The sequence below is a fragment of the Bowmanella yangjiangensis genome, assembly GCF_017255015.1.
In the GTDB taxonomy this organism is placed as follows: Bacteria; Pseudomonadota; Gammaproteobacteria; order Enterobacterales; family Alteromonadaceae; genus Bowmanella; species Bowmanella yangjiangensis.
Genome location: NZ_JAFKCS010000241.1, coordinates 1 through 1,224, shown reverse-complemented (window position 1 = coordinate 1,224; position 1,224 = coordinate 1). Strand labels below are relative to the sequence as shown.

Below are 1,224 nucleotides of genomic sequence, written 5' to 3'. Positions count from 1 at the left end.
CTACATGCAAGGCCAGCAATACCGTGTGAGCGGTGAGCTGACAGTGACCGACAAGGTGATGCGTGACACCTTCTGGATCGGTCTTTGGCCGGGGCTCACCGAGGATCATCTGGAGCATGCCGCGTGCAGCCTGGAAACCTACGTGCGGAGGCTGCGCTGATGCGTGCCTATGTGCTCTGCGGTGGTTTCGGCACGCGCCTGCGCAGCGTGACCGATGCGCAGAAGGCGCTGGTGCCGGTGCACGGAGAGCCTTTCCTGGCGCGCGTGCTGCGTCAGCTGGCGCGCGCCGGTATCAGCGAGGCGGTGCTCTGCGCCCATTATCGAGCCGAGCAGGTGGCCGAGCAGCTCGCTGGCCTGGCGCGTGACGCAGGGCTGCCACTGACGCTGGTGGTCGAGTCCAGCCCGATGGGCACGGGGGGCGCGCTGCTCAACGCGTTGCGTGAGCAGCCTGCGCAGGGCCGCTACCTGGTGCTCAACGCCGATACCTTCGTCGATGTCGATGGCTACCGGCTGATGATGCAGGGGGCCGGCAATGCGCTGCTGGCGGCACGTGTGGACGAACGCAGTCGTTACGGCAGCCTCGAGATCGATGCCGCTGGCCAGCTGCAGGCGTTGCTGGAGAAAGGTCGTGGAGGAGCGGGCCTGATCAACGCGGGCGTCTACGCTTTCACCTGCGATACCTTCGTCAGCGCTGCCGTGCGTGCGTGCTCGATGGAGCAGGAACTGCTGCCCGAGTTGCTGGCCCGAGAGGCCGTGAGTGTCATCGAGTACAGCGGTCGCTTCATCGATATCGGTACGCCGGAGTCGCTCGATCGCTACGCCAATGACTTTCGGATGGAGTCCTGATCATGAGCCTGCTCGCGCAAACCCTCAGCATCCGCGAACGGCAGAGCATTCTCGACGCCATCGAATGCATCGAGGCTGGCGCTCTGCAGATATCCTTCGTGGTCGCTGATGACATGCGCTTGCTCGGCGTGGTGACCAACGGTGACGTACGCCGCCACCTGCTGCAGGGAGGCAGAACGGACGAGCAGGTGACCGCCTGCATGAACGAGGAATTCCGCTCGGTGCAGATCGGTGTGCCGCGGGAGGACCTGCTCAAGGCCTTCGACCTGGGCCACAACGCGCTGCCGGGGCTGGATGAGCATGGTCGCCTGGTGGAGGTGTATACCCGGCAGATGGCCGCCAGCGCCGAGGTGCCCGTGCTGGCGCGTGCTCGCGCGC

General features: G+C 65.5%; 2 protein-coding genes. Both read left to right on the top strand.

All coding sequences use genetic code 11. The annotated features are described in order from the left end of the window. The first annotated feature begins 159 nt into the window (after positions 1–159). Positions 160–846 (top strand): sugar phosphate nucleotidyltransferase, encoded by a 687-nt coding sequence (locus tag J0A65_RS23660; protein ID WP_206596732.1) that lies wholly within the window; start codon positions 160–162, stop codon positions 844–846. A gap of 2 nt (positions 847–848) precedes the next feature. Then, positions 849–1,224: CBS domain-containing protein (locus J0A65_RS23655; protein ID WP_206596731.1), on the top strand; the 376-nt coding region annotated here is incomplete at its 3' end.

What these genes read in the sequence shown, in the direction of transcription:
- J0A65_RS23660 (WP_206596732.1), top strand. Translation starts at nt 160, where the DNA reads ATGCGTGCCTATGTGCTCTGCGGTGGTTTCGGCACGCGCCTGCGCAGC.